The following is a 21,122-nucleotide window of genomic DNA, read 5'->3' as shown; positions in this document are numbered from 1 at the left end:
GCGGCGACGCGCTATGATCGTTAATTCACCCGACTGCCCGAGGAGGATTGCGCCATGATCCGGCTCCACCTGCCGTCCACCCTGCTTCTCGGGGCATGCCTCGCGTTTGCCTTCGCACCTGCGAAGGCCGCTGATGGTTACGATCCCTGGCCGGGACTCGTCCAGGACATCTTCAACAACAAGGCGATGCAGGACGGCAGCAATGTGCTGTCGATCGAGATGCCGACGCGCGCCGAGGATGCCTCGGTGGTTCCGGTCACCCTGCGCAGCAAACTGTCGCCCGCCGACGAGCGCCGCATCAAGACCATCACGCTGGTGATCGACCAGAATCCCGCGCCCATGGCGGCCAAGTTCACGCTCGGCGCGGACGCCAACGTGACCGCGATCTCGACGCGGGTCCGCGTCAACAACTACACGGATGTGCATGCGGTGGCCGAGCTCACCGACGGCCAGCTCTATGTGGTCAAGACCTTCGTCAAGGCTTCCGGAGGCTGCTCGGCCCCGGCGGCGAAGAATCCGGACGAGGCCAAGGCGCGCATCGGCCAGATGCGCTACCGGCAGTTCACGCAGAGCAGCGACGGCGCCACGAGCGGCATCCGCGAAGCGCAGGTCATGGTCGGGCATCCCAACAATTCCGGGCTCCAGATGGACCAGGTGACGCAGCTCTACATTCCGGCCTTCTTCATCGACCGGCTGACGCTGTCGCAGGACGGCAGCCTGGTGCTGTCGGTCGAAGGCGGCATCTCGATCTCGGAGGATCCCAATATCCGCTTCACCTACGTGTCGAACGGCGCCAAGCAATTCCGTGCGGAAGCGAAGGATACGCAGGGCCACGTGTTCGAGCACGACTGGCCGGCCGACGGCTCAGGAACTTGATGCGGCAGAGCGGCAGCGCTTCAGAAGCATCTCACTTCGGCTTCGGCCTGCGCCCGACGGAGATCGTTCAGCGCGTTGGCGGCCTGCTCGGACGTGCGGAACTGGGTGCCGAGAGTGCTGTGCACCTGGGACATGCTGAGGACGGTCTCGGCCGTGACGTAGCGCTCATAGGGAAGGATCGAGGCGATCACGTCGATCGAGCAGGAGCACTGCGCGATCGCCTCCCGGGTCTCGCCATTGGACTTCATGCAGCCGAACACATATTCGGCCCGCGCAGAGGTCGGATAGTCGTTGAGATCCTCGGCGTGAGCCGACCCGCGCAGCGCGATCATGGCAATGAGGGTGGCGACAATCGGTCCTACCGGAACAGCACTACGCATCACAGTCCTCCGCGGCATCGCAGCCGAAGCTATGCTAAGAGAATGAGGCTGAAAAGAACACATCTCGAGGAAATGCAGACGGGCTCATGACGCAGATCGGTCGTTTGTTGATGGCGATTGTCGCCTGCGCCCTGCTGCCGGTCACGGCATGCTGCGCCGCCGAGACCGTCAAGGTTGCAGTGCAGAAGACCGGCACCTTCGCCTGGGAGCTGGCCGTGATCCGCGCCCGCCAGCTGGACAAGCAGGCGGATATCGCGATCGATGCGGTCGAGCTTGCGAGCCCGGAGGCCGGCAAGATCGCGCTGCGTGCCGGCAATGCCGACATCATGGTATCGGACTGGCTGTGGGTGTCGCGCGAGCGTGCGCTCGGCGCCAAGCTGACCTTCTATCCCTATTCGAGCGCGCTCGGCGCCGTGATGGTGCCGGCGACCTCACCCATCAAGACGCTTGCCGATCTGAAGGGACGCAAGCTCGCGGTGGCCGGCGGCCCGCTCGACAAGAGCTGGCTGCTGCTGCAGGCCACGCTCAAGCGCGACGGCGTCGATCTGAAATCGCAGGCAACCATCACCTACGGCGCGCCGCCGCTGCTGGCCGCCAAGCTGGCCGACGGCGAGATGGATGCGGGCTTGAACTACTGGAATTTCTGCGCGGCGCTGGAGGCCAAGGGCTTCCGCCGGCTTGCCGGCATCGAGGATCTGCTGCCGCCATTCGGCGCCAAGGGCCGCACCGCGATGATCGGCTATGTCTTCGACGAGGACTGGGCCGCCAAGCATCGCGATCTCGTCGCACGCTTCCTAACCGTCACGGCCAAGGCCAAGGAGATCCTGGCGACCTCCGACGCCGACTGGCAAACGATCGCCCCGCTGACCGGCGCACAGGACGACGCCACCTTGCGCGCCTATCGCGACCGCTATCGCGAAGGTATTCCGCGCCGGCCGGTGGCCGAGGAAGAGGCCGACGCCCGCGTTCTCTACGGCGTGCTCGCCTCGATCGGCGGCCGCGATCTGGTCGGCCCCGCGGCTGAGCTCAGTCCCGGCACCTACTACAGGGCGGATGCGAGGGATTAGTGCTGCGGCTGTTGTCCTTTGCGCTTCTGCTCGCCACCTGGTGGATTGCCGCGGCTGTCGCCGGCAGCGCCAAGCTGCCATTGCCATCGGCCGTGCTTGCGGTTGCGGTGGCGGAGGCGCGGTCCGGCGCGCTGTTTCTGCATCTCGGCGCAACGCTCGCCCGCGTCGCCCTCGCCTTCACTCTGTCGATGGCACTCGGCTCGGCAATCGGCTTTTTGATGGGGCGCAGCCAGCTCGCCAACCGCCTCGGCGATCCCTGGCTGATCCTGCTGCTCAATCTGCCGGCGCTGGTGGTGATCGTGCTCGCCTATATCTGGGCCGGTCTCACCGAGGTCGCTGCGATCGCGGCGATCGCGATCAACAAGCTGCCGACGGCCGTCGTCACCCTGCGTGAAGGCGCCCGCGCGCTCGATCCATCGCTCGACGAGATGGCCAAGGTGTTTGCCTTTTCGCGCGGACGCATCCTCCGCCACGTCCTGCTGCCGCAGCTCGCACCTTATATTGCGGCTGCCGCGCGCTCCGGCCTTTCATTGGTCTGGAAGATCGTGCTGGTGGCCGAACTGCTCGGACGGCCCAACGGCATCGGCTTCGAGATCGGCGTCGCCTTCCAGCTGTTCGACATTCCGCTGCTGCTCGCCTACTCGCTCAGCTTTGCTGCCGTGGTGCTGGTGATCGAGGCCGTCATCGTCCAGCCGTTCGAGCAGCGCGCATCGAGGTGGCGGCTCCGTGCGGCTTGAGGTCGATATCAGGTCCAAGAGCTACACCAGCGCCAATGGCAAGCGCCAGGAGGTGATTGCGGGCATTGCCTTTGCGCTGCAGCGGGGCGAGGTCGGCGTCGTCGTCGGCCCCTCCGGGTGCGGCAAGAGCACGATGCTGCGGATTCTCGCCGGTCTGGACAACGACTATCAGGGCCAGGTATCGCGGCCTGAGGGAGCCCGGCTGGCGATGGTGTTCCAGGAGCCGCGGCTGCTGCCGTGGCGATCGGTGGAGGACAACGTCCGGCTGGCAGCGCCCGGTGTCGCCGAGGACAGGCTGGCCGCGATCTTCGGCGTGCTCGAGCTCGAGGGACATCGCAGCCATTTTCCAGGCGAGTTGTCGCTCGGCCTCGCCCGCCGTGTCGCGCTGGCGCGCGCCTTTGCGGTCGAGCCGGATTTCCTCATCCTGGATGAGCCGCTGGCTTCGCTCGACGACGCGCTCGCCGCGCGGCTGCGCGAGGAGATTGCGACGCTGGTGGCCAACAGGCCGATGATCACGCTCCTGGTCACGCACAGCATGGACGACGCGGCGCGGCTCGGCGACCGGATCTTCCTGCTATCCTCGCGCCCCGCCCGTCTGCTTCATTCAGTCCCGATCGACCTGCCGCGCGCGCAGCGCAACAACGACACCGTTGCGGCGACCAAGGCCGATCTGGCGCGACTGGATTTTTCCGTGTCATAGTCATGGCAATCAAAGGACGTCGGAAACCCAGGGAAATGCCATGAAACGCGAACTCGCCGTGACGGCAACCATTCTGTTCGCCATGCCGCTCGCAGCCGTCGCACAAAGCAAGGGCATCCGGCTCTGGAATCTGACCACCGCAACGATGACCGGTTTTCAGCTCTCTCCGGCCGGCCAGAACAACTGGGGTCCGAACCAGACGCTGAGCGACAAGGACAAAGAGCTCGATCACGACGAACGGCTGAAGCTCACCGGCATCGAGCCTGGGCGCTACGACGCCAAGGTGAGCTATGCCGGCGAGCGGCAGTGCGTCGTACGCGGCCTCGACATCAAGGCCGACGCCGTGATCTCGGTCGCGGACAAGGACCTCAAGGAGTGCACGAAGTAGGCAGCCAGCGCGCCGACGGCCAAGCCGGCCTCAGGCCTTGTCGTTAGTGTGCGGATATTCGCAGCGCCACCGCACTGCCGTCCATTTCGGGTGCTCGCCGATCCACTGGGCGATGTAGGGCGGCGCCTTCATCGCGCATTGCTGCAGAGAGGCGCCGCCATCTGCGAAAACGAGATGCTGCTCCTCGCAGGTGGCCGGAGACAGGACTGCGCAGACGGTGATGACGAGATCGATGGGGCTCATGGCTCGTTGTCCTTCGATAAGCCTGAAGCAACGTACCTGAAACTACGACATCCGGCTGCATCAGTTTCTCTTTGCGCAACAAATTATCCAGCGGAACCAAGGCTGGAACGACCATCCCCGGACCAAGCCGGCCCTGACGCTTGATCCGAACCGGCAGATCGGCTGCAATGGACTCGGTCGATCGACCTCAAAAAGAGCGAATGCGGAGGAAGCAGATGCCCAAGGTTCTCGTACTCTACAAGACCCCCAAGAGCGCCGAGGCGTTCGACAAACACTACATGAACGTCCACGTGCCGCTGGCGAAGAAGATTCCCGGCCTGAAGAGCTACGATATCAGCCGCGGCCCCGTGAATGGGCCGACGGGCGCCACCAACATCCACCTCGTTGCCACCCTGGTATTCGATTCGATGCAGGCGCTGCAGGCGGGAATGGGCTCTGCCGAAGGCAAGGCGGCGGCGGGCGATCTGCCCAATTTCGCCGATGGCGGCGTCGATCTGTATATCTTCGACACGCAGGACGTTTGATCCTTGGACGGTCCTCAGGCCGTCACCAACGTTCGGCGGTGTGCCCGTCATACCCGATCGGCCGAGAGGCCGGTCGCCGGGACGATCTCGCGGGTCGTCTGCAGAATGGATCCGCCAAGCCAGTCCGAAGCAAATTTTGCTCTTCGTGGCTTGGCAGACCGCTACGCGCTACTTGCGCGCCGCACAGGCGTACATGTTGATTTCCATGCCAACCGGCACTTCGACGATCTTCGGTGTCTTCCAGGCCATTTCAAGCTCCCAAGTTCGACTATCATTGACTGACGCATTGCTCGCGCCGACGTCGAAGCTAGGACCGCATCAGGTGGAACGCAAGGCTCCGCAACCGTGGAGCATTTCCCAGCGGTTGGCGATCGATTGAACGAAACAAAAATCCAGCCGCCTGGCTGGACGCCGTTCCGCCTCAATCCTCGTAGGACGTGCCCCCTGAGCGGGACGGCAGCTTCGCTCACGCACCGCCCGGCTGCACATAGCAGAACACATATCGATTGCGGCTCAGGAAGATGATGCCGTGCCCCGTCGGATTTCCCTTGTCCCACTTCAGCTTGTGATCGGGGACCTCGATTTCGGTACCGACATCGATGTGCGGACGGCCACGCGGCTCATCGGGACGGTCATCGGTGATGATGACATAGGTCTTGCCGTTGCGGACATGGATCTCATCGGCAAAGTAGGCGTCAGCCTCACCGCAGCATGATGCCGTCGGGACATCGGGCTGCATCAACGCCTCGTACCATTGACGCAATGCAGGATCGACCGCTCCCCACTGACCGAGATCACGCGCACTCGCACTCACCCAAAGGCAACAAAGCATGCCGAGCCAAAGGATGGTTCGTCTCATCCGCCTACTCCTCTGTTGTCCCGGCATGGTGCAGTGAAGCAATCTTCATGCCGCAACGCAGCATAGGAGCGGTGCCATCATGCCGAACTCGATCAGCGAGCAGCGACAACGGCTTGGCTGTCCCGTCCGAATCGGACGAGGAGGGCTTCCCGATGAGACGAGGATCGTTGCCACCTTTTCGTATTGACGGTTCCTGATTTCGAGGGGAGTGTTGTTCCCGCAGCGTCAGGATAGGCGCGCATAAAAATCTCGGAGGAAATGAATGAAGCGGATCGCGCTGGCCGCAGGCCTCGCCATTTTTGCATCACATGGTGCAAGCGCGCAGAGCGCCGATCAGTTGGTCAAGGGTGCAACTGATACGGCAAACGTCCTCAACTACGGCATGGGCTACAATCTGCAGCGGTTCAGCCCGCTCACCCAGATCAACAAGGACAACGCCAAGAACCTGGTCCCGGTCTGGAACTACAGTTTCGCCGATGATCGCAGTGAAGAATCGCAGCCGCTGGTCTATCAGGGCGTGCTCTACGTCACGACCCACAATGCGACGATGGCCGTCGACGCCAAGACCGGCAAGCAGATCTGGAAGAGCAAGATCGACTATCCCGCCGAGACGCCGCGCGTGGTCTGCTGCGGCATCATCAATCGCGGCGCCGCACTGTACGACGGCAAGGTGTTCCGGACGACGCTCGATGCCAACGTGATTGCGCTCGATGCCAAAACCGGCAAGGAGCTGTGGCGCCAGAAAGCCGCCGATATCAAGGAAGGCTACTCGATGACCGTCGCGCCGCTGGTCGCCGACGGCGTCGTTTTGACGGGCATCTCCGGCGCCGAGTTCGGCACCCGCGGCTTCATCGATGGTTGGGATCCCGCGACGGGCAAGCATTTGTGGCGCACACACACGGTCCCAAGCCCGGATGAACCCGGCGGCGACACCTGGAAGGGCGACACCTGGAAGCTGGGCGGCGGCTCGACCTGGATCACCGGCTCCTACGATCCCGAGCAGAACACCGTGTTCTGGGGCGTCGGTAATCCCGGACCGTTCAACGCGGCGGTGCGCCCGGGCGACAACCTCTACACCTGCTCGGTGCTCGCGCTCGATCCGAAGACCGGCAAGATGAAGTGGCACTTCCAGTTCTCGCCGAACAATCCGTTCGACTACGACGCGGTCGCGGAGATGGTGCTCGCCGATATGAACGTCGAGGGCAAGCCGACCAAGGTGCTGATGAACGCTAACCGCAATGGCTTCTTCTACGTGCTCGATCGCACCAATGGGAAGCTGCTCGCGGCCAACCCCTATGTGAAGGTGAACTGGGCCTCCAGCATCGACCTGAAGACCGGGAAGCCGGTCGAGACCGACGTGACGCGTGATGCGCGCGAGGGCAAGAAGGTCACGGTCTATCCGTCGATTCTCGGCGGCAAGAACTGGGAGCCGATGTCGTTCAATCCGCAAACGGGATTGGCCTATGCCAATACGCTCGTGTTCGGCGGTCACTACAAGACCGAGCCTGCGACCTACAAGGCCGGCGAGTGGTACCTCGGCATGGACCTGACGGATCTGTGGGATTGGCCGGAAGGGCCGCGCGGTCAACTCAAGGCCATCGATCCGATGACCGGCAAGACCAAGTGGGAGCAGCCGAGCGACATCCCGCGCTTCTCCGGCGTGCTGTCCACGGCAGGCGGCGTGGTGTTCTCGGGCAAGCTGACCGGCGAGTTCGAAGCTTTCGACGCCGACAGCGGCAAGAAGCTGTGGCAGTTCCAGACCGGCTCCGGCATCGAGGGCCAGCCCGTCACCTGGCAGCAGGACGGCGTGCAGTATGTCGCTGTCACCTCCGGCTACGGCGGCGTCTACTCGCTGTTCTCCGGTGACGAGCGCCTCGCCAACGTTCCGGCAGGCGGCTCGTTGTGGGTCTTCGCGGTCAAGAATTGAGTGCGGATCGCCCGTGAGACAGACCACGTTCATGAGAACGGCGGCGGCCTTCGCCGCCGTCATGGCGACTTTGGCCGTGCCATCGACGACCGCCCTCGCCCAACAACAAGATGGCAGCGCTGCACACAGCCAGGTCGACCTCGGCAAGACGACGTTCGCTCAGAAGTGCTCGCACTGCCACGGGCCCAACATGGTGAACTCCGGCACTGTGACGCCCGACCTGCGCCGGTTTCCCGATGACCAGCCTCGTTTCGTCACCACGGTGAAGCAGGGCAAGAACGGCCGCATGCCGCCCTGGGGCGATATTCTCAGCGATGACGAGATCACCGCGCTTTGGGCCTACGTTTCGAGCCGGAGAGCGCAGTGATGCGCCATCTCTGCTGTTGGTTGGCCGCCTTGATGATTTCGACGGTATCGTCAGCGGCTTCAGCCGCCGACGACGTGCTGCGCATCTGCCTCGACGAAAATCTTCCGCCACTCTCGGTCCATCATCGTGGCAAGCCCGGCGGCGGCTTCGATGTCCTGCTCGGTCAGGCGATCGCCGATCGCCTCGGCAGGAAGCTCGAGATCCAGTGGTACGAGAGCAAATTGGACGAAGATTCCAGTCCAGCGTTGGAGGCGAATGCACTGCTATCGGACGGACGCTGTTCGTTGCTCGGCAGCTATGCGTTCACGCAGGACGGCTTGGTCGCGCCGGGCGTCAAGACGGCCAAGCTGCCGGACTTCGATGGCGCCACGCGCGACGACCGCCGCCGCCGTGTTCCGCTCGGCACGCTGATGCCGAGCAAGCCGTACATGTTCTCAACACTGACCGTCGTTCTCGGACCTTCCGCGAAACCGCGTCCGATTACCGACATCGGCGATCTGGCCGGGCTGCGGCTGGCAATCGAGAGCGGAACGTTGGCGGATGCCATCCTGATGACGTTCGACAAGGGACGGCTGATCGACGACATCACTCATTTGATTCCGGCGCGGGACGATCTGCTCGGCGCGCTCGAACAGGGCAAGTTCGACGCGACCCTGCTCGATAGCAGACGTTTCGATGCGTATCGGGCGGCTCATCCCGACACCAAGCTCGGCGGGTCGGGCTACAGCTATCCGATCGGCGTGAACCGAGGTTATGTCGGGCTGGCCAGTTCGGCCGAGCTCATCACATCGGTCGACAAGGCATTGACGGAGCTCGACGGCTCCGGGGCCCTGGCGAATCTCGGTCGGTCCGCCGGACTGACCTATCTTCCGCCGCGCGAGCCGGTGATTCTCGGCGATGCATTCCAGAGGATCATCCGGAGCGGCGCACGCTAGCGCGGTCGCTCCACGACCGCTCAGCGCGCCGCAGTCTTGTGAACCGACGATGGCACGACGCCGAAATATTTGCGGAAGACGCGACTGAAGTGCGACGAGCTCGAAAAACCCCATGAGAACGCGACATCGGTGATGGTCTTGCCGCTCTGCGTCTCCAGCTCCTGACGGCAATGCTGAAGCCGGGCCCGCCAGATGTAGTCGCTGACCGTCATCCCACGATCGCTGAAGACCATGTGAAGGTAGCGCTTGGTGCAACCCAGGGCCGCCGAAATCTGATCGATGCACAGATCGGGATCGCGCAGATGCTCGCGGATGAAGGCTTGAGCGCGGATATAGACCGCCTCGGGTCCCGCACGGTCCAGCATTCGATCGGCTTCGCGCAGCGGCAGCAGCAGTAGATCGATCAGCGACTCGGCGACGCTGGCCGCCGAGTTGGGCGACAGCCGGGTCGCCTCGTCGAACGCGGCATGGGTGACGTCATGCGCAATCCGACCGGTCCCGCTCCGCGCCGACAGCTTGTATGCCGGCATCTTCTCCGACCGGAAACCGCGCTCCTGCAACAGCTCCTTGGGCACGATGACAACGTCATGGCGCGTCAACGCGGGGCTGATGATCGTGTGCGGCGACGACACATCGTAGGCGAGGCAATCGCCGGGGCCGATCTCGATCTGGCGGCCATCCTGCTCGAAATAGGACGTTCCATAGGTCTGGAACAAGATCTTGATGTAGGGATGTGCCGCCTTTTGCGCACGCGCATAGGAATGCGCAATGCGGTGCTGGCTGGCCTCGATCTGGCAGAGCTTCAGGCGCGATACCGTCGTGAAATTGATGCGCCCCTCGAATGAGGCCCCCTCCAGCGGATCGACATCGAAACGTCCGCACAGGTCGGTCAGTGCATCTGACCAACGCTGGATCTGGCTCTTCGGCGAGAAGCCCGAAGTATTAAGCGAGCGGATCGTATCGGACATGTTTCATCCACCGATTCATGATCGAAACGCAACGGGTCCGCCGCAGGACGGCGAACGAGACTGCAGCAAGATTGCTCCCATTTTAAGGCTGCGGCTCTTTCGCGGCGCACTCGTTCCATAACGCGCCCTATCTGATCCTCCGCCTTCATCTCTGTAAGGTCAAGGGAAACGTCAACCCTCGGTGGAACCGCGATGCTGCAAATTGATGCTGCGCAGCAAGAGTGGCCCTCATGTTGCGGACCAGCAAAGCAAAATCTCCTTCAAAAACTTCTATTCGCTTCACTCTTGAGCAAGCTCTTTTCTCTTTTGGGCAAGTTTCCCGGTTGGGAAGTGGATAATCAATGATGCCGAAAACGAATACTGGGCCGCGTGATGCGGAACCTCAGTTGAACCCGGGAGGAAAGACGATGCGAAGAGTGCTACTCGCAACATGTCTGACGTCAGTCGCGGCGCTTGCCGCGGGTGGCGCGTGGGCCAGTGAAGAGCTGGTCAAGATGTCGGCCAACCCGAAGGACTGGGTGATGCCGGCGGGAGACTACGCCAATACGCGTTACTCCAAGCTCAACCAGATCACCGCCCAGAACGTCGGCAAGCTGCAGGTCGCGTGGACCTTCTCCACCGGCGTGCTGCGCGGCCATGAAGGCGGACCGCTCATCATCGGCAACCTGATGTATGTGCATACGCCGTTCCCGAACAAGGTCTATGCGCTCGATCTCGCGCAGGACAACAAGATCGTCTGGAAGTACGAGCCCAAGCAGGACCCGAACGTCATTCCGGTGATGTGCTGCGACACGGTCAACCGCGGCGTCGCCTATGGTGACGGCAAGATCTTCCTGCATCAGGCCGACGACAAGCTGGTGGCGATCGACGCCAAGACCGGCCAGCATGTCTGGACCGCCGTCAACGGCGATCCGACCAAGGGCCAGACCGGCACCTCGGCGCCGCTGGTGGTGAAGGACAAGGTCCTGGTCGGCACGTCCGGCGGCGAGTTCGGCGTCCAGTGCAGCATGACCGCTTACGACATCAAGAGCGGCAAGCAGGTCTGGAAGGCCTATTCCGAAGGTCCGGATGACCAGATCCTGTTCGATGCCAACACCACCGCGCTCGGCAAGCCGGTCGGCAAGGACTCGAGCTTGAAGACCTGGCAAGGCGATCAGTGGAAGACCGGCGGCGGCTGCACCTGGGGCTGGATCTCCTACGATCCGCAGCTCGACATGGTCTATTACGGGTCGGGCAATCCCTCGACCTGGAACCCGAAGCAGCGTCCCGGCGACAACAAGTGGTCGATGACGATCTTCGCCCGCCACGCAGACACCGGCGTCGCGAAATGGGTCTATCAGATGACGCCCCACGACGAGTGGGACTATGACGGCGTCAATGAGATGATCCTGTCGGACCAGTCGATCAACGGTCAGCCGCGCAAGCTGCTCACGCACTTCGATCGTAACGGCCTCGGCTATACGCTCGACCGTGCCAGCGGCGAGCTCCTCGTCGCCGAAAAGTTCGACCCGAAGGTGAACTGGACCACCGGCGTCGACATGGACAAGAACTCGCCGACCTACGGCCGTCCGAAGGTTGTCGATCAATACTCGACCGACAAGCAGGGTGAAGACGTCAACACCAAGGGCATCTGCCCGGCGGCGCTCGGCACCAAGGACGAACAACCGGCCGCCTACTCGCCGGACACGCAGCTGTTCTACGTTCCGACCAACCATGTCTGCATGGACTACGAGCCCTTCAAGGTGAGCTACACCGCAGGTCAGCCCTATGTCGGCGCGACGCTGTCGATGTATCCGCCGGCGGGTGAGACCCATATGGGCAACTTCATCGCTTGGGACGGCAAGACCGGCAAGATCGCCTGGTCGAACAAGGAGCCGTTCTCGGTGTGGTCGGGTGCGCTCGCAACGGCCGGCGGCGTGGTGTTCTACGGAACGCTCGAAGGCTACCTCAAGGCGGTCGATGCCAAGACGGGCAAGGAGCTCTACAAGTTCAAGACTCCGTCCGGCATCATCGGCAACGTCACGACCTACGAGGCAGGCGGCAAGCAGTATGTCGCCGTGCTCTCGGGTGTCGGTGGCTGGGCCGGCATCGGTCTCGCGGCGGGCCTGACGGATCCGACCGCCGGTCTCGGTGCGGTCGGCGGCTACGCAGCGCTGAGCAACTACACCGCCCTGGGCGGCGCGCTCACCGTGTTCTCGCTCCCGCAGCAGTGAGCTAGGCACCTGCTTCCGGCGCATGGATTTCGTCCATGCGCCGGTTCGCCTGCCCCAGAAAATTAAGGGAAGACGCCCTTGCGTAGAATCTGTTTTGCGGTCGCCACGGCTCTGATCCTGGCAACCGGCGGGATGAATGTCGCCGAAAATGCCTGGGCGGAAAGTCCGGGAGATCCTGCGGCCGTCAAGTCCGAAGACGGGAAGTACTTCGATAAGGATGGCAATCCGACCTACAAGGTGGGCGCCGACGGATCGGTCGACTGGTACACCTACTCCGGATACCGCCGCTATCATTCCGAATGCCACGTCTGCCACGGGCCCGACGGCATGGGATCGACTTATGCGCCTGCGCTGAAGGACTCGGTCAAGACCATGAGCTACGGCGATTTCATCGGTGTCATCGCCAGCGGCCGCAAGAATGTCAGCACGTCCCAGGAGAACGTCATGCCGGCTTTCGGCGACAATCCGAACGTGGCCTGCTACATGGACGACCTCTACATCTACCTGCGCGCCCGCGGCAATGACGCGGTGGGACGCGTTCGCCCGGCCAAGCACGAGGACAAACCGCCAGCCTATACGGAAGCGGAGAACTCCTGCATGGGCAAGAAATGACTGACGACGGGGACCGCGCCTGAACAGTTTCCCTGGGCAGCGTCGCGGGCTCAAGAGAATGAAAGAGGAGTTTGAGACATGAAGACGCGCGCCGCGGTCGCTTTCGAAGCCAAGAAGCCGCTGGAGATCGTCGAGGTCGACCTCGAAGGGCCGAAGGCCGGCGAGGTACTGGTCGAGATCAAGGCCACCGGCATCTGCCACACCGATGCCTACACGCTCGACGGTTTCGACAGCGAGGGCATCTTCCCCTCGATCCTCGGCCATGAGGGCGCCGGCATCGTGTGCGAGGTGGGTCCTGGCGTAACCTCGGTCAAGCCCGGCGACCACGTCATTCCGCTCTACACACCGGAATGCCGCCAGTGCAAGAGCTGCCTCAGCCGCAAGACCAATCTCTGCACCGCGATCCGCGCCACGCAGGGCAAGGGCCTGATGCCCGACGGCACGTCGCGCTTCAGCTACAAGGGCCAGGCCATCTACCACTACATGGGCTGCTCGACCTTCTCCAACTTCACCGTGCTGCCGGAGATCGCGGTCGCGAAAATTCGCGAGGACGCGCCCTTCGACAAGAGCTGCTATATCGGCTGCGGCGTCACCACCGGCGTCGGCGCAGTCGTCAATACGGCCAAGGTCACGCCCGGCTCGAACGTCATCGTCTTCGGCCTCGGCGGCATCGGCCTCAACGTGCTCCAGGGCGCGCGGATGGCGGGCGCCGACAAGATCGTCGGCGTCGACGTCAATGACAGCAAGGAAGAATGGGGGCGCCGCTTCGGCATGACCCACTTCGTCAACCCGAAGAAGGTGACCGGCGACATCGTCCAGCATCTGGTTGCGCTGACGGATGGCGGTGCCGACTACACCTTCGACTGCACCGGCAATACCACGGTGATGCGCCAGGCGCTGGAAGCCTGCCATCGCGGCTGGGGCGAATCGATCATCATCGGTGTCGCCGAAGCCGGCAAGGAGATCGCGACCCGCCCGTTCCAGCTCGTCACCGGACGCGTCTGGAAGGGCACGGCGTTCGGCGGCGCGCGCGGGCGCACCGACGTTCCCAAGATCGTCGACTGGTACATGAACGGGAAGATCGAAATCGACCCGATGATCACCCACACGCTCAAGCTCGAAGACATCAACAAGGGCTTCGACCTGATGCATGAGGGCAAATCGATCCGTTCCGTCGTCGTGTTCTGACCCCAAGCACGCAAAACTGAGGAGGATTGCGCCATGACTGTCCACATCCATCCGTCCGTCGATAACGGCGTCAAACAAGGAAGCGGCCATTTCGCCGGCGGCACGCTGGTCTGCAAATGCCACGACCGGCCGGTCAAGGTCGGCATCAAGGGCGATGTCGCGCATAACCACGCGTGCGGCTGCACCAAATGCTGGAAGCCCTCCGGCGCGACCTTCTCGGTCGTTGCAGTGGTGCCGCGGCAGAACGTCACGGTGCTGGAGAACGGCGACAAGCTCAAGATCGTCGATCCCTCCGCCGTCATCCAGCGCTACGCCTGCACGGGCTGCGGCACGCATATGTATGGCCGCATCGAGAACACGGGCCACCCGTTCTACGGCCTCGACTTCATTCACCCCGAGCTGTTCCAGGAGCAGGGTTCGGCCGCGCCGGGCTTTGCGGCCTTCGTCTCCTCGGTGATCGAGTCGGGCGTGAAGCCGGAACAGATGGGCGAGATTCGGGCGCGATTGAAGGAGCTGGGGCTCGAGCCCTATGACTGCCTGTCGCCGGCCCTGATGGATGCGATTGCCACCCACGTGGCGAAAGCAAAGGCGGCCTGACGGCCGCCACGTACCAAGCGTACCAACTGAAGCGTTCCTTCCTGAAGACTTGGTGCCTCGCCTGCCCCACGCTGGCGAGGCATTCTTTTTTTGTCGTCGTTTTGGTCTGGCGGCCGCCATTGTTGTCGGCGCATCGCCCATTGTTCCGCATCTGCGTTGCAGCGGGCTGCACGCGCAGCGCTCGTCTGCTCTGACAACACACGCGCCTGTGTAGACCGATGCCTGTCCCGGCCTGCTATCATTAGTCGTTTTCCGACAACTCTCGATTGATCCGGCGCGTGCACGTAAGGACATGTGGTCCCGCGCGCGTCCACCAACGATCAGAACAGCGACCATTGGTCCGACAGAGCGAGGGCGAACATGATCAAGGTGAAAATCAACGGACAGGAGCAGAGCTGGGACGGCGATCCAAGCCTGCCGCTGCTGTGGTATCTGCGCGACGAGCTGGGTTTGACCGGAACGAAATATGGGTGCGGCGCAGCGCTGTGCGGCGCCTGCACCGTGATAGTCGACAAGGAAGCGGCGCGCGCCTGCATCACCGCAGTGTCGGATGTCGCGGGACGGGAGGTCACCACCATCGAAGGTCTGCATCCGACTGGAGATCATCCGGTGCAGAAGGCGTGGCGGCAGGTCAACGTGCCGCAATGCGGCTTCTGCCAGGCCGGGCAGATCATGCAGGCGGCCGCACTCTTGAACGAGAATCCCAAGCCGTCGCATGACCAGATCAGGGATGCGATGGCCGGCAACATCTGCCGCTGCGGCTGCTATCAGCGCATCGAGAATGCGGTCCATCTGGCCTCGACGGGGGTGTGATCATGAGCATCATCGCAAATCCCGACATCGCAAAGTCCGCGTCTCGCCGCGGCTTCGAGCGGCATCTCAAGGTCGAGAACGTCTCGCGCCGTACCATCCTGCAGACGCTGGGCCTCGCCGGCGGGTTCGTGCTCGCGGCTCCCTTGCTGTCGCGCCCGGCGTTTGCCGCCTATGAAACCGGCGCCGGCAAGATGCCGCACGGCACCGTGGTCGATCCCAAGGTTTTCGTTTCGATCGCCCCCGACGGCATCGTGTCGATCCTCGCCCACCGCTCCGAGATGGGCACGGGCGTGCGTACCAGCCTGCCACTGATCGTGGCGGAGGAAATGGAAGCCGACTGGTCGCGCGTGCGCGTCGTGCAGGCTCCCGGCGACGAGGTGAAGTTCGGCAACCAGGATACCGACGGTTCGCGCAGCACGCGGCACTATCTGCTGCCGATGCGACAGATCGGCGCCATGGCGCGGGCGATGCTCGAAGCCGCGGCGGCCAAGCGCCTCGGCGTGCCGCCGAGCGAAGTGAAAGCCGTCAATCATGAGGTCGTGCACAGCGCCAGCGGCCGCCGCCTCGGCTTCGGCGAGCTCGCGGCCGATGCAGCCAATCTGCCGGTCCCTGCGGTCGACACCGTGCAGCTGAAGTCGCCGAAGGACTTCCGTTATCTCGGCAAGGGCCAGGTCAGTATCGTCGATCTGCACGACATCACCGTCGGCAAGGCGCGCTATGGAGCCGACGTCCGCCTGCCCGGCATGAAATACGCGGTTATCGCCCGGCCGCCGGTCACCGGCGGCAAGGTCAAGTCGTTCGATCCGGCCGAGGCGCTGAAGGTGCCCGGCGTCGAGCAGGTGATCGAGGTCAAGGGCTGGCCCTGGCCGTCGAAGTTCCAGCCGCTTGGCGGCGTCGCCGTGATCGCGCGCAACACCGGCGCTGCAATCAAGGGTCGCGACGTGCTCAAGGTCGAATGGGACGACGGCGCCAATGCTGCTTACGACTCCGTCGCCTATCGCGCCGAGCTCGAAGCCGCCGCACGCCAGCCGGGTCTCGTCGTGCGCCAGGAGGGCGACGTCGAGGCCGCGCTGAAGTCGGCCGACAAGGTGATCACCGGCGAGTACTACCTGCCGCATTTCGCCCATGCCAGCATGGAGCCGCCGGTCGCGGTCGCCGACGTCAAGGGCGACAAGGCCGAGATCTGGGCGCCTGTGCAGAGCCCCGGCGGCACGCACGAGGATGTTGCCAAGACGCTGCAGATCCCGCCGGAGAACGTGACCGTCAACGTCACCCTGCTCGGCGGCGGGTTCGGGCGGAAGTCCAAATGCGACTTCGCGCTCGAGGCTGCCCTGCTGTCGAAGACGCTGGGTGCGCCGGTCAAGGTGCAGTGGACGCGCGATGACGACCTCCATCACGATTTCCTGCACACCGTGTCGGTGGAGCGCATCGAAGCCGGGCTCGACAAGAGCGGCAAGGTGGTGGCCTGGCGCCACCGCAGCGTCGCGCCGACCATCCTGTCGACCTTCGCGGCGGGCGCCGATCATGCCGCGCCGTTCGAGCTCGGCATGGGCCTCGTCGACATGCCGTTCGAGATCGCCAACATCCAATGTGAGAATCCCGCCGCCAAGGCGATGACCCGCATCGGCTGGTTCCGCTCGGTCTCGAACATCCCGCGCGCCTTCGCCGTGCAATCGATGGTCGGCGAGATCGCCCATGCCACCGGCCGCGACCAGAAGGACACGCTGCTCGATCTGATCGGCACTCCGCGCGTCCTGAAGCTCGCCTCGGTGAAGGATCTCTGGAACTACGGCGAGCCCTACGAGAGCTACCCGATCGACACCGGCCGGCTGCGCCGTGTCGTCGAGTACGTGGCCGAGAAGGGCAATTGGGGCCGCTCGGTGCCCAAGGGCCACGGCCTCGGCATCGCCGCGCATCGCAGCTTCGTCAGCTACATCGCCACCATCGTGGAGGTGTCGGTCGACGACAAGGGCAAGCTTGTGGTGCATCAGGTCGACACCGCGATCGACTGCGGCACCTTCGTCAACCCCGAACGCATCGCCTCGCAGCTCGAAGGCGCCGCGATCATGGGGCTGAGTCTCGCCAAATATGGCGAGATCAGCTTCAAGAACGGCCGGGTGCAGCAGCGCAACTTCGACGACCATCCGGTGGTCCGAATCGACGAGGCACCGCTGGTGACCAACGTGCACATCGTGCCCGTTGATGCCGACACTCCGCCAAGCGGCGTCGGCGAGCCGGGCGTGCCGCCATTCGCGCCGGCGCTCGCCAACGCGATCTTTGCCGCCACCGGCAAGCGCCTGCGGGCGCTGCCGATCGGCAATCAGCTCGCGACCTGAGCTTGCAGCAATCAGCAGATCATCGGCCGGAGCGATCCGGCCGGTGATCCCAGCGGAAGAAGCAGGATCGGTCAGCGCCCGTAGCGCACCGAGGCATAGCGGCCGATGACGGCGGACGGCGAGGTCTGCATCACCGCGCTGGAGACCGGCGTCACCGGCAGCTTCCGCCTCACCGTGCGCAAGGACATGGACATCACCTGGCCGTTCGCCGAGAACGCCACCCACCTGATGTCGATCAGCCTCGACGAGGATCTCGATGACGCCGCCAAGCAGGCGGTGCGTGGTTAAGCACGTCTGCGCCCGCACCAACCTGTCGCGCAACCAGGCCTACATGCTGTGCTCGCTGGCCGGCAATCTGCGCGTCACCCAGCTGGTCGACGGCAACAAGGGCATCCACATGCTGCTGCCGAAATCCTATCTGTAGGCCCTCCGCTACCGGTTCACGAAGCGGTCGTGCGCGGTCAGCACGACCTGCCCGCTCGCATCGACCGCCTGGAAGGTCACATCGGCATCCACAGACTCGGGCATGGTCAGCGTCACCCGCAGCGCCTCCGAGCCGTCCGGCTCGACCTCGATCGCATCCGCCGCCGCATGGCCGACGATGGCGAGCGCCGCATCGATGCCGCTGATGCCGAGCTTGAAGCTCCGCACGGCGGACGACTTGTTGAGCAGCTTCACCGTATAGCCGTTGCGCACCGAGCCATCCGACAGCCGCACCGACATCGGATCGCGATCGTGCTGCACCGACAGCACGGCGGTGGTCTTCGTGACGAACGAAACAGCAATCACGCCTGCGACAGCGACGCAGGCCAGCGCAAGCCCGATCGTCTTCGGCCGCACCAGCCGTGAGACACGCGGCTCGCCGACACGGCCACGCTCGATGTTGCGCCAGCTCTCGTAGTCGATCAGGCCGCGCGGACGATCGAGCTTGGCCATCACGCCGTCGCAGGCATCGACGCAGAGGCCGCAATTGATGCAGGCGAAGCTCGGCCCCTGGCGGATGTCGATGCCGATCGGGCAGACCGCGACGCAGGCGCCACAATCGACGCAATCGCCGGCCGGCAACCCCTGCGATCGCGCCTCGGCGGCCTTTTTCGCCGACATCCGGGTCTCGCCGCGATAATCGCGATAGTTCACCGTGAAGGCTTCCGGATCCCAGATCGCGCCCTGCAGACGCGGCCACGGGCACATGAAGGTGCAGACCTGCTCGCGCGCGAAACCGGCGAGGCCATAGGTCGTGCCGGCGAAGACCAAGGTCCAGGTCAGCGCGGTCGCCGACATCTCGCCATGGATGAGATCGCGCAGCAACTCCGGCGCGTCGGTGAAGTAGAAGATCAGGGTGCCGCCGGTGCCGAGCGCGATCGCCATCCACAGCGCGTGCTTGGTGGCGATCTGTGCGATGCGCCGCGCCGTCAGCGGCGCGCCGACGTTCTTCAGCCGCTGCCGGCGGTCGCCCTCGACCAGGCGCTCGACCAGCAGGAACAGGTCGGTCCACACCGTCTGCGGACAGGCGAAGCCGCACCACAGGCGGCCGGCCAGCGCGTTGACCAGGACGAGGATGAACGTCGCCAGCAGCATCGCCGCGGTGATGAGATAGAGATCCTGCGGCCAGATCTCGGCGGGGCCAAGATAGAGCTTTCCGTGGGCGAAATCGAGCAGCACGGCTTGGCCCGGCGCATTCGGCCCGCGGTTCCAGCGCACGAACGGCGTGATGTAGTAGACGGCGAGCGTCAGAACGAGAATCAGCCATTTCAGCCGCCGGATTGGCCCCTTGACGCCCTGCGGAACCACCGGGCCGCCAGCGCTGCGCAACGACCGTGCCGGGCCGCGGGCCTGACCCTGGCCCTCGCTTTGGCCTTGGCCCTGCGCCATGCGCCGCGTCTTGGCGTGATCGATCTCGATGGTGATGGCCACGGCTGCCCTCGTTCGCTCGGCTGATGCAGGGCAACGATAGGCGGCGGTGCCCGGCGGCTCTTTGTCGGGCCACAAACTTGCGAACGGGTGGCAGCGCCTGTTTGCGCGGGAACAACGATAGTTCCCGTCCGGCAGGCGATGAGAGGCGCGGCGCCGCGAGCGCCACGGCGGCAGTCGCAGCATCCGGAGGGATGGCTGCGGCTGCCGCGCTTGTTGGATAGCGCGCGTAGCGACGCTCGCTGCTCGCCTCTCCCCGCGTGCGGGGAGAAGGAGCGTACCGGCATTGCGGCGGCGACTTCCGTTCCGATCGGCAGCGTTAACATGCTGCGCACGACGTGTGATCCAGCCCGTCTCTCAAACGATCTTGATCGACATGTCCGGCAGGCCCTCGAGCTTGCACAAGAGCACGTCGCCCTTGACGACCGGGCCGACATTCTCCGGCGTGCCGGAATAGATGATGTCGCCGGCCTTCAGCTCGAACGCCTCGGACAGTTTCGCGATCTGCTCGGCGACGTTCCAGATCATCTTGGTCAGGTCGGAGTTCTGCCGGACCGTGCCGTTGACCGCGAGCGAGATCGCGCCCTTGGTGAAGTGGCCGACCTTCGCCACCGGATGGATCGGGCCGAGCACGGCGGCATGATCAAAACTCTTGCCGATCTCCCATGGCTTCTTCTCGGCGGCCATGCCGTTCTGCAGGTCACGGCGGGTCATGTCGAGGCCGAGCGCGTAGCCATAGACATGATCGAGCGCGGACTCGGCGGGAATGTTGGTGCCGCCGGATTTCAGCGCCGCGACCAGTTCGACCTCGTGATGATAGTTCTTGGTCAGGGACGGATAGGGATGATCGGCGACCTCGCCGATCGCGACGTTCTGGATCGCGTCGGTCGGCTTCTGGAAGAAGAACGGCGGCTCGCGGTTCGGATCGGAGCCGCGCTCGATGGCATGCGCCGCGTAGTTGCGGCCGATGCAGTAGATGCGGCGGACGGGGAAGACGCCCTGCTCGCCGGCGATCGGAATCGTGGTCGCCGGCACGGCGAAGATCGGCTTCGGCCCGGCCTGTGCCGCGGCAGGGTGGGTGTCCGTCATGATCGCAGCCGCTGCGGCGGCGCTGCCGGCGACGAGAAGATCGCGGCGTGAGGTGTCTGCCATGGGTTTCCTCCTGGGATCAGCCGTTGCGGCCGGCTGATTTGTTGGTGGTGGCGCACCAGCATCGGCGCCCCGCTCAACTGATAAGCATATCCAGTATGCCAGCGCCACTATGCGCGCACGCGCCGTTGCTCTCGCGACGCAACACACGCCCGAAGCGATGCTCGAGACCCTCGCCGGAAACGCGAGGGCGCAGGGAAGGCCGGACCTCGACTGAGGCCCGTGGCCCGCCTGCGGAAAAAATGCAGGCGGCAGGAACCACAGATCCTATGGGGCGGCGGGTGGTCAAGAAGGGTTAGGATTGGATTTCCGAACCATCCGGCCCTCGGAGG

22 protein-coding genes and 1 pseudogene are annotated in these 21,122 nt (G+C 64.2%); 16 read left to right on the top strand and 7 right to left on the bottom strand.

Annotated elements, in window-relative coordinates:
• The first annotated feature begins 54 nt into the window (after window positions 1–54).
• Entirely contained in the window at window positions 55–876 is an 822-nt protein-coding gene (locus QX070_RS32825; protein WP_315741276.1) for a quinoprotein dehydrogenase-associated SoxYZ-like carrier, read from the top strand.
• 20 nt (window positions 877–896) lie between these two features.
• Here QX070_RS32825 and QX070_RS32820 read toward each other — a convergent pair whose 3' ends face one another.
• Complete coding sequence (locus QX070_RS32820; protein WP_315741275.1) at window positions 897–1,256, bottom strand: hypothetical protein; 360 nt, start codon at window positions 1,254–1,256, stop codon at window positions 897–899.
• Between the two features lie 86 nt (window positions 1,257–1,342).
• On the opposite strand from QX070_RS32820, the gene QX070_RS32815 reads away from it, so the two are divergent.
• From QX070_RS32815 to QX070_RS32800, 4 genes are read left to right on the top strand one after another with little or no spacing between them, the layout of a single operon-like run.
• On the top strand, window positions 1,343–2,323 hold the full coding sequence (locus tag QX070_RS32815) for an ABC transporter substrate-binding protein (protein WP_315741274.1): 981 nt from the start codon (window positions 1,343–1,345) through the stop codon (window positions 2,321–2,323).
• The gene (locus QX070_RS32810) at window positions 2,323–3,060 is read left to right on the top strand and encodes an ABC transporter permease (protein WP_315741273.1); all 738 of its coding nucleotides are present in this window, start codon (window positions 2,323–2,325) and stop codon (window positions 3,058–3,060) included. Before QX070_RS32815 ends, QX070_RS32810 begins: the two co-directional genes overlap by 1 nt.
• Window positions 3,050–3,760: an ABC transporter ATP-binding protein gene (locus QX070_RS32805; protein WP_315741272.1), complete on the top strand. Its 711-nt coding sequence runs from the start codon at window positions 3,050–3,052 to the stop codon at window positions 3,758–3,760. The genes QX070_RS32810 and QX070_RS32805 overlap by 11 nt, the downstream gene beginning before the upstream one ends.
• Window positions 3,761–3,800: 40 nt before the next feature.
• Window positions 3,801–4,148, top strand: a complete 348-nt coding sequence (locus tag QX070_RS32800) for a hypothetical protein (protein WP_315741271.1) — start codon at window positions 3,801–3,803, stop codon at window positions 4,146–4,148.
• Between the two features lie 30 nt (window positions 4,149–4,178).
• On the opposite strand, the gene QX070_RS32795 is transcribed toward QX070_RS32800, so the two are convergent.
• The gene (locus QX070_RS32795) at window positions 4,179–4,391 is read right to left on the bottom strand and encodes a hypothetical protein (RefSeq protein WP_315741270.1); all 213 of its coding nucleotides are present in this window, start codon (window positions 4,389–4,391) and stop codon (window positions 4,179–4,181) included.
• Between the two features lie 215 nt (window positions 4,392–4,606).
• Between QX070_RS32795 and QX070_RS32790 the strand changes: the two genes are divergently transcribed.
• A complete protein-coding gene (locus QX070_RS32790; protein ID WP_315741269.1) occupies window positions 4,607–4,915 on the top strand; it encodes an EthD family reductase in 309 nt (102 codons plus the stop codon).
• A 168-nt stretch (window positions 4,916–5,083) separates the two neighbouring features.
• On the opposite strand, the gene pqqA is transcribed toward QX070_RS32790, so the two are convergent.
• Complete coding sequence (pqqA, locus tag QX070_RS32785; RefSeq protein ID WP_009031067.1) at window positions 5,084–5,164, bottom strand: pyrroloquinoline quinone precursor peptide PqqA; 81 nt, start codon at window positions 5,162–5,164, stop codon at window positions 5,084–5,086.
• Between the two features lie 217 nt (window positions 5,165–5,381).
• Window positions 5,382–5,654: a hypothetical protein gene (locus tag QX070_RS32780; protein ID WP_315741268.1), complete on the bottom strand. Its 273-nt coding sequence runs from the start codon at window positions 5,652–5,654 to the stop codon at window positions 5,382–5,384.
• Between the two features lie 382 nt (window positions 5,655–6,036).
• Here QX070_RS32780 and QX070_RS32775 point away from each other — a divergent pair, with 382 nt between their 5' ends.
• The 3 genes from QX070_RS32775 to QX070_RS32765 are packed head-to-tail and all read left to right on the top strand — an operon-like array spanning window position 6,037 to window position 9,003.
• Entirely contained in the window at window positions 6,037–7,701 is a 1,665-nt protein-coding gene (locus QX070_RS32775; RefSeq protein WP_315741267.1) for a methanol/ethanol family PQQ-dependent dehydrogenase, read from the top strand.
• Between the two features lie 31 nt (window positions 7,702–7,732).
• The gene (locus QX070_RS32770) at window positions 7,733–8,068 is read left to right on the top strand and encodes a cytochrome c (protein ID WP_315741286.1); all 336 of its coding nucleotides are present in this window, start codon (window positions 7,733–7,735) and stop codon (window positions 8,066–8,068) included.
• Window positions 8,068–9,003, top strand: coding sequence for a transporter substrate-binding domain-containing protein (locus tag QX070_RS32765; protein WP_315741266.1), 936 nt, complete (start codon window positions 8,068–8,070; stop codon window positions 9,001–9,003). The genes QX070_RS32770 and QX070_RS32765 overlap by 1 nt, the downstream gene beginning before the upstream one ends.
• Window positions 9,004–9,023: 20 nt before the next feature.
• Here QX070_RS32765 and QX070_RS32760 read toward each other — a convergent pair whose 3' ends face one another.
• Window positions 9,024–9,971, bottom strand: a complete 948-nt coding sequence (locus tag QX070_RS32760) for a helix-turn-helix domain-containing protein (protein WP_315741265.1) — start codon at window positions 9,969–9,971, stop codon at window positions 9,024–9,026.
• 407 nt (window positions 9,972–10,378) lie between these two features.
• On the opposite strand from QX070_RS32760, the gene xoxF5 reads away from it, so the two are divergent.
• From xoxF5 to QX070_RS32725, 7 genes and pseudogenes are all read left to right on the top strand, one after another.
• Window positions 10,379–12,184: a lanthanide-dependent methanol dehydrogenase XoxF5 gene (xoxF5, locus tag QX070_RS32755; protein WP_315741264.1), complete on the top strand. Its 1,806-nt coding sequence runs from the start codon at window positions 10,379–10,381 to the stop codon at window positions 12,182–12,184.
• A gap of 132 nt (window positions 12,185–12,316) precedes the next feature.
• Window positions 12,317–12,796: a c-type cytochrome, methanol metabolism-related gene (locus QX070_RS32750; RefSeq protein ID WP_315741285.1), complete on the top strand. Its 480-nt coding sequence runs from the start codon at window positions 12,317–12,319 to the stop codon at window positions 12,794–12,796.
• 78 nt (window positions 12,797–12,874) lie between these two features.
• Window positions 12,875–13,984, top strand: a complete 1,110-nt coding sequence (locus QX070_RS32745; protein WP_315741263.1) for an S-(hydroxymethyl)glutathione dehydrogenase/class III alcohol dehydrogenase — start codon at window positions 12,875–12,877, stop codon at window positions 13,982–13,984.
• A 33-nt stretch (window positions 13,985–14,017) separates the two neighbouring features.
• Window positions 14,018–14,581 carry an S-(hydroxymethyl)glutathione synthase gene (gfa, locus tag QX070_RS32740; protein WP_315713222.1) on the top strand — a complete coding sequence of 188 codons (564 nt, stop codon included), beginning with the start codon at window positions 14,018–14,020 and terminating at the stop codon, window positions 14,579–14,581.
• A gap of 360 nt (window positions 14,582–14,941) precedes the next feature.
• Complete coding sequence (locus tag QX070_RS32735) at window positions 14,942–15,394, top strand: (2Fe-2S)-binding protein (RefSeq protein WP_315741262.1); 453 nt, start codon at window positions 14,942–14,944, stop codon at window positions 15,392–15,394.
• 2 nt (window positions 15,395–15,396) lie between these two features.
• Window positions 15,397–17,730, top strand: a complete 2,334-nt coding sequence (locus QX070_RS32730; protein ID WP_315741261.1) for a xanthine dehydrogenase family protein molybdopterin-binding subunit — start codon at window positions 15,397–15,399, stop codon at window positions 17,728–17,730.
• A gap of 114 nt (window positions 17,731–17,844) precedes the next feature.
• Window positions 17,845–18,154, top strand: a pseudogene (locus QX070_RS32725) (amidase); the annotation flags it as partial.
• Between the two features lie 8 nt (window positions 18,155–18,162).
• Here QX070_RS32725 and ccoG read toward each other — a convergent pair.
• Window positions 18,163–19,644 (bottom strand): cytochrome c oxidase accessory protein CcoG, encoded by a 1,482-nt coding sequence (ccoG, locus tag QX070_RS32720; protein ID WP_315741260.1) that lies wholly within the window; start codon window positions 19,642–19,644, stop codon window positions 18,163–18,165.
• Between the two features lie 354 nt (window positions 19,645–19,998).
• Window positions 19,999–20,793 (bottom strand): fumarylacetoacetate hydrolase family protein, encoded by a 795-nt coding sequence (locus QX070_RS32715; protein WP_315741259.1) that lies wholly within the window; start codon window positions 20,791–20,793, stop codon window positions 19,999–20,001.
• Between the last annotated feature and the right edge of the window lie 329 nt (window positions 20,794–21,122).

The organism is Bradyrhizobium sp. SZCCHNR1093, assembly GCF_032381175.1.
Lineage (GTDB): Bacteria > Pseudomonadota > Alphaproteobacteria > Rhizobiales > Xanthobacteraceae > Bradyrhizobium.
Note: the sequence above shows the minus strand (reverse complement) of the source record. Positions and strands in the feature narration are given on the sequence as shown.

Excerpts from the sequence above, each read along its gene's own strand:
- QX070_RS32825 (WP_315741276.1), top strand. The coding sequence starts at position 55 with ATGATCCGGCTCCACCTGCCGTCCACCCTGCTTCTCGGGGCATGCCTC.
- QX070_RS32820 (WP_315741275.1), bottom strand. The coding sequence starts at position 1,256 with ATGCGTAGTGCTGTTCCGGTAGGACCGATTGTCGCCACCCTCATTGCC.
- QX070_RS32815 (WP_315741274.1), top strand. The coding sequence starts at position 1,343 with ATGACGCAGATCGGTCGTTTGTTGATGGCGATTGTCGCCTGCGCCCTG.
- QX070_RS32800 (WP_315741271.1), top strand. The coding sequence starts at position 3,801 with ATGAAACGCGAACTCGCCGTGACGGCAACCATTCTGTTCGCCATGCCG.
- QX070_RS32795 (WP_315741270.1), bottom strand. The coding sequence starts at position 4,391 with ATGAGCCCCATCGATCTCGTCATCACCGTCTGCGCAGTCCTGTCTCCG.
- QX070_RS32790 (WP_315741269.1), top strand. The coding sequence starts at position 4,607 with ATGCCCAAGGTTCTCGTACTCTACAAGACCCCCAAGAGCGCCGAGGCG.
- pqqA (WP_009031067.1), bottom strand. The coding sequence starts at position 5,164 with ATGGCCTGGAAGACACCGAAGATCGTCGAAGTGCCGGTTGGCATGGAA.
- QX070_RS32780 (WP_315741268.1), bottom strand. The coding sequence starts at position 5,654 with ATGCAGCCCGATGTCCCGACGGCATCATGCTGCGGTGAGGCTGACGCC.
- QX070_RS32775 (WP_315741267.1), top strand. The coding sequence starts at position 6,037 with ATGAAGCGGATCGCGCTGGCCGCAGGCCTCGCCATTTTTGCATCACAT.
- QX070_RS32770 (WP_315741286.1), top strand. The coding sequence starts at position 7,733 with ATGAGAACGGCGGCGGCCTTCGCCGCCGTCATGGCGACTTTGGCCGTG.
- QX070_RS32765 (WP_315741266.1), top strand. The coding sequence starts at position 8,068 with ATGCGCCATCTCTGCTGTTGGTTGGCCGCCTTGATGATTTCGACGGTA.
- QX070_RS32760 (WP_315741265.1), bottom strand. The coding sequence starts at position 9,971 with ATGTCCGATACGATCCGCTCGCTTAATACTTCGGGCTTCTCGCCGAAG.
- xoxF5 (WP_315741264.1), top strand. The coding sequence starts at position 10,379 with ATGCGAAGAGTGCTACTCGCAACATGTCTGACGTCAGTCGCGGCGCTT.
- QX070_RS32750 (WP_315741285.1), top strand. The coding sequence starts at position 12,317 with ATGAATGTCGCCGAAAATGCCTGGGCGGAAAGTCCGGGAGATCCTGCG.
- QX070_RS32745 (WP_315741263.1), top strand. The coding sequence starts at position 12,875 with ATGAAGACGCGCGCCGCGGTCGCTTTCGAAGCCAAGAAGCCGCTGGAG.
- gfa (WP_315713222.1), top strand. The coding sequence starts at position 14,018 with ATGACTGTCCACATCCATCCGTCCGTCGATAACGGCGTCAAACAAGGA.
- QX070_RS32735 (WP_315741262.1), top strand. The coding sequence starts at position 14,942 with ATGATCAAGGTGAAAATCAACGGACAGGAGCAGAGCTGGGACGGCGAT.
- QX070_RS32730 (WP_315741261.1), top strand. The coding sequence starts at position 15,397 with ATGAGCATCATCGCAAATCCCGACATCGCAAAGTCCGCGTCTCGCCGC.
- QX070_RS32715 (WP_315741259.1), bottom strand. The coding sequence starts at position 20,793 with ATGGCAGACACCTCACGCCGCGATCTTCTCGTCGCCGGCAGCGCCGCC.